Origin of the sequence: uncultured Candidatus Kuenenia sp., from assembly GCF_900696675.1 — a bacterium.
Classification (GTDB): Bacteria; Planctomycetota; Brocadiia; order Brocadiales; family Brocadiaceae; genus Kuenenia; species Kuenenia stuttgartiensis_A.
In genome coordinates this window covers 1-4255 of record NZ_CAADGZ010000195.1, presented here as the reverse complement: position 1 = coordinate 4255, position 4255 = coordinate 1, and the positions used below count along the sequence as shown (strand labels likewise).

Genomic DNA, 4255 nt, shown 5'->3' with positions numbered 1-4255 from the left:
AGAAACAGAAATGCCAGATGTTTTCGACTCGAAAGTAAAACTACAAAAAATAGCTCAAGCACAGGTACCGCAATATGATATGGTTATAAAACCATTTTCATCGTTTCTGGGTGTTGCAAATGAAACATGATGACGGCTTGCAGAATAATATATTTTTTATCGGTAGCCGTTATACCAACCCGTGCATTAGCAAGGGTGGGCAAGAACAAACAGCACCCAAAGAGTGCGAGAAAGCCAAACCCTATGTTTTTCTTTATGCTTTTATAGATCATTTTACCTATCCTTTCTATTTCCGCTTCAAGAGGAGAACGTATTATTCTCTTATGAAAGCCCTAGTCCCTTTGCAACACCTTCTCCATAAGCCTCATCTGCTTTGTAAAAATACGGAACCATCCTTTCCTGGATGTCTTTCGGCGCTTTTCTAAGACTTGCAACAATGTTTTCAATGAGCCGTTTCCGTTCGTCAGGCGGCAACAGCCGGAAGAGATTTCCGGGTTGGACGAAATCATCATCAACACCTCTTTTCTGTTCATAGCGATTCGCGTCACCTGAAATTTTCAGCGGCGGCTCATTATACGCGTGGTCTGCTTTGGGTCCTCCGAAACTGTTCGGCTCATAATTTACCGAAGCTCCGCCGTTGTCATCGAATCTCATTGAGCCATCCCGCTGATAGGTGTTTGCTGCCGTGGCAAGCGGACGGTTTATCGGTAGATGCCCAAAGTTCACGCCTAGTCTATACCGATGGGCATCTGCATAGGCAAAAATACGTCCCTGGAGCATTTTACAGGGAGAAAAAGAAATACCGGGGACAACGTTGGCCGGAGAAAAGGCGGATTGCTCGACTTCGGCAAAATAGTTAGAGGGATTGCGGTTCATCTCCAATACCCCAACCTCTATTAAGGGATAGTCACTATGCGACCATATCCTGGTTAAATCAAACGGATTCCACCGGTACGTTTCTGCTTCAGCTTCCGGCATTACCTGAACATAAAATGTCCATTTAGGGTAATCCCCACTCCCGATAGTTTCAAATAACAGACGTGTATGGTAGTCAGCATCTTCCCCTGCAATACGGTCTGCATTTTCCGGAGTCATATTCCGAATGCCCTGTTGAGTCTTGAAGTGAAACTTCACCCAAAAACGTTCATTGTCCGCATTGATAAAGCTGTAGGTATGACTCCCGAAACCATGCATAAAGGGGATGCCCATGGGAATGCCGCGATCCGAAAACAGGATAGTTACCTGGTGCAATGATTCCGGAACCTGCGACCAGAAATCCCACATCATGGTTTTTGACCTTAGATTGGTTTGAGGTTCACGTTTCTGGGTATGAACGAAATCGGGGAATTTTATGGCGTCCCGTACAAAAAACACGGGAGTATTGTTTCCTACCATATCCCAATTGCCTTCTTCAGTGTAGAATTTCAATGCAAAGCCTCTGACATCCCGAACCGTATCAGCAGAGCCTTTTTCCCCTGCCACAGTAGAAAATCGGCCAAATACATCGGTTTTTTTCCCAACTTCCGAAAAGATGCTGGCTTTTGTGTATCGGGTGATGTCTTTGGTAACGATGAAAGTACCATGTGCACCGGCTGCTTTTGCATGGACAACACGCTCAGGGATGCGTTCACGGTTGAAATGCGCCAATTTTTCAAGAAGATGGTGATCTTGTAACAACGTCGGGCCGCGTTCTCCGGCGGTGAGGGAAGTCTGATTATCGCAGACAGGTATGCCTGCCGCTGTAGTTAAGACTTTAGTTTTACTCATTTCTTTTCACCTTTCAATTATATTCTCAAGAGTATCACAATTTGTGATTTACCATGTGAGAAAGAAAGCTCAGTTTGTGAGGACAAGGACTCTTCCTGACTTTTTAACAGGGTTTATAGATAATGTCGTACAAGCTCAACACGAACAAACAGGGTTTGTCCGTGCCACCCTACTGTCAATTTAAAATCTACCTTTTGTGATCTTCATGAGTATGGTTATAAAAACAGGACCAACACGCTTAACTTCCCTTTGACCAACTCCGCAGTCCCACCAACCCCACAATTACAGCTACAGCGCCGCCGATCAACATCCATATCGCCTTGTCGGTGGGTGAGCCGGTGAAAAACCGGGAAATGTCGGAACTAAACGACTTCGTTGCGCTGACGCCTAAAATTATAAACAGGATACCCACGGCAAGTATTGCAAGCGAGACTACTTTGTTCATAAAAAAATCCTCCCTTTTATTTTAGCCTTGCTTCTGCGACTGACCAGTCAATGTTCTTAAAGAATGCCTCAATATAATCCGCCTTCTTTAGACCGTGATCTATCATAAAGGCATGTTCAAATACGTCCAGGATCAATATGGGATTGCATCCTGCAGGATGAGAAACATCGTGTTCATTTATCCAGAAGTTAATGAGCCTCCCGCTGGCACTATCCTGATAGAGGACTGCCCACCCGATTCCCCTCATACTTCCTACTGCCCTGAAATCCTTTTCCCACATCTCATAACTGCCAAATTCCGCTGTCATCTTTTTGGCAAGCGTTCCTTCCTTGTTCATGCCGCCTTTTTTCTTGCCAAGATTTTCAAAATAATATTCATGGAGCCTCATCCCATTAAATTCCCACCCAAGCCGTCTCTTCAATTCTGCAAACTCAGGGCTTGCCGTCTTTCCCTCCTTCAACATCTGACCGAGAGTATCGAGTACCTTATTTGTGTTTGTTACATATCCCTGATAGAGGGTAAAGTGGTTTTTCAAAAGTGTTTCGCTGAATCCCTCCATCCCGATGAGTTGCGAATAATCCTTTGCGGTGTATGTCATAATTTCCGTCTCCTTTTTTATTTCTGCATGTAAAGGGTTGTTAAAATTAAGTACGATTGCTGCTCCACCCACGCCTGCCAGTGTTAAAAATTCTCGTCTGCTAAGCATGGTACCTCCTTTTTTGGTCTTTTGGTGAAATAAATATCCATAAATAATTTCAGTGAAATGGTGTTACCACTCAGTCCTCAGTCTGCAATTTGCCGACGATAGACTGCCGATTACTACGGTATAATAAAAAATTCCCAGGCCATTACTTATCCGCGTCATATTTCGTTTTTTTTACGGCCTCCTTATCCTGCAATCAGTTAATAACTGATTGCAGGATGCAGTTTCCTTCTCAATTTAGCTTTAACAACAGCTAGTACCTGCGCCACTCTTGGATTTTTCCCCTTTGTCTGTCACAATAGAGCCTTCTTCTGTAAATTTGAGCTTTTTTTCCACACCGTTCTTTACACACTCGACTGCATAACACGTTTTGCCATCGGCCTCTTTTTTCACTATTTTCTTGATGGTGCAGCCGGCAGTTTCCTTCTCAATTGCAGCCTTAACTACAGCCGGTACCTGAGCAATATTAATATTTTTCCTCTCGTCTGTACATTTATCTGACATTTACTTCTCCTTCTCTTGTTAAAGAGTTTAACCCGAACCACCCGGAACATTCCCGGTAAGATTGCTGGGCTTATAAAAGTTTTCGTAAAAAAAAATCCTATGACAAAATACTTTTAAAATATACTAATGTTTGCACGTACAATGATCTGTTTTGTCCTTTGTGCAATCTTTTGCACATTTTACATTGTCCGGGCACTTGCAACTGTCCGGACAATCAGAATTTCTTGCAAAGGTACTAGCGACACCAGCACTAAACAGTAACGCACTTACAAACACCGCTGTAATGCCAATTTTCTTAAACATATGCCTACCTCCTTTCAAATTAAAATACCAAACTGATCCCTTGGCGCCAGGCACCAGGGGAGAGGAACCGATACTGTTTTTCATACCGGGCCCCACAAAATAGTCACGGACGTCTTCGTCCGCGAATGATATTAATCACGATGACCACGATTGCGATCACCAGAAGAATGTGAACGAAACCGCTCAGGGTGGTGGAAGTGACCAGACCCAGAATCCACAATATGATCAACACAGCAGCTATAACTAAAAGCATAGTAATTCTCCGTTATATTAGGTTAAGTGTTTAGATTATTCCTGATTTTTTGTAACTATTCAGCGTAATTTATTAAACTACCGGAGATCAGAGCGCAACTCGTTCCCAAACCTTGTACTGAACATAGTGAAGTGCCTGTTTGGGAACGTAATGGCACTGGAAACTTTGTTTCCAGTGAGGGTCTGACTTGACAAATTACAAACTGTCTTAACCCTGTGATTTTATTCCCTATCTATCAGCAAACAGGCGAGAAACCGGAGTTTCTCGAACAAATGCATTC

The 4255-nt window shown here is 43.3% G+C and carries 4 protein-coding genes; all 4 read right to left on the bottom strand.

The window, feature by feature from the left end; translation table 11 throughout:
- Window positions 1-321 precede the first annotated feature (321 nt).
- The 4 genes from QZT26_RS16615 to QZT26_RS16600 all read right to left on the bottom strand — a co-directional run bounded on the left by QZT26_RS16615 (window position 322) and on the right by QZT26_RS16600 (window position 3419).
- The gene (locus QZT26_RS16615; RefSeq protein WP_295103735.1) at window positions 322-1767 is read right to left on the bottom strand and encodes a catalase; all 1446 of its coding nucleotides are present in this window, start codon (window positions 1765-1767) and stop codon (window positions 322-324) included.
- Window positions 1768-2005: 238 nt separating this feature from the next.
- On the bottom strand, window positions 2006-2212 hold the full coding sequence (locus QZT26_RS16610; protein WP_099324517.1) for a DUF3185 family protein: 207 nt from the start codon (window positions 2210-2212) through the stop codon (window positions 2006-2008).
- Window positions 2213-2228: 16 nt separating this feature from the next.
- Window positions 2229-2918, bottom strand: coding sequence for a Fe-Mn family superoxide dismutase (locus QZT26_RS16605; RefSeq protein WP_157820417.1), 690 nt, complete (start codon window positions 2916-2918; stop codon window positions 2229-2231).
- A 240-nt stretch (window positions 2919-3158) separates the two neighbouring features.
- Window positions 3159-3419, bottom strand: coding sequence for a hypothetical protein (locus tag QZT26_RS16600; protein ID WP_295103731.1), 261 nt, complete (start codon window positions 3417-3419; stop codon window positions 3159-3161).
- Window positions 3420-4255 lie beyond the last annotated feature (836 nt).